The organism is Mesorhizobium sp. M7A.F.Ca.US.011.01.1.1 (assembly GCF_003998295.1).
Taxonomy (GTDB): Bacteria; Pseudomonadota; Alphaproteobacteria; order Rhizobiales; family Rhizobiaceae; genus Mesorhizobium.
Genome location: NZ_RZRT01000273.1, coordinates 1 through 410 on the forward strand (window position 1 = coordinate 1; position 410 = coordinate 410).

General features: G+C 61.5%; 1 protein-coding gene. It reads right to left on the reverse strand.

Annotation, left to right across the window (positions count from 1 at the left end; genetic code table 11):
* On the reverse strand, positions 1-409 hold a 409-nt coding region (locus EOA13_RS37695), incomplete at its 3' end, for a hypothetical protein (protein ID WP_127298077.1).
* Between the last annotated feature and the right edge of the window lies 1 nt (position 410).

The window sequence follows — 410 nt, forward strand, 5'->3', positions numbered from 1 at the left end:
CCTTAAGATTGTCGGGGATTTTCATGTCCTTGCCGCTTCCATAGGCGCGCGCCCAGCGCCCGTCGGCCTTCGCTGCCTCGACCTGTTTCAGCCCATGCTCTGTCATCCGGCCCTGCTCGATCAGCCGGGCGACGTTGTCGACGTTGATCTGGCTCCAGGTGCTCTTCCTGCCGCGCGGCGTGTAGCGTTGCAAATAGCTCTTGTCGTCGAGCCCCTTGCGCACGGCATCGATCCAGCCCCAGCACAGAACGACATCGATGGCCTCCTTCGGCGTGATCGAAGGCAGCCCCGAACCGACCTTGTGGATCTTGATCCAGACTTCTGTCTCGGTGTCGTGGTGGTTGCCGAGCCAGGTGTAGAAGCTCTCGGAATCGCTGAACTCGCGCCCCTTGGCAGGATCGACCTTGATG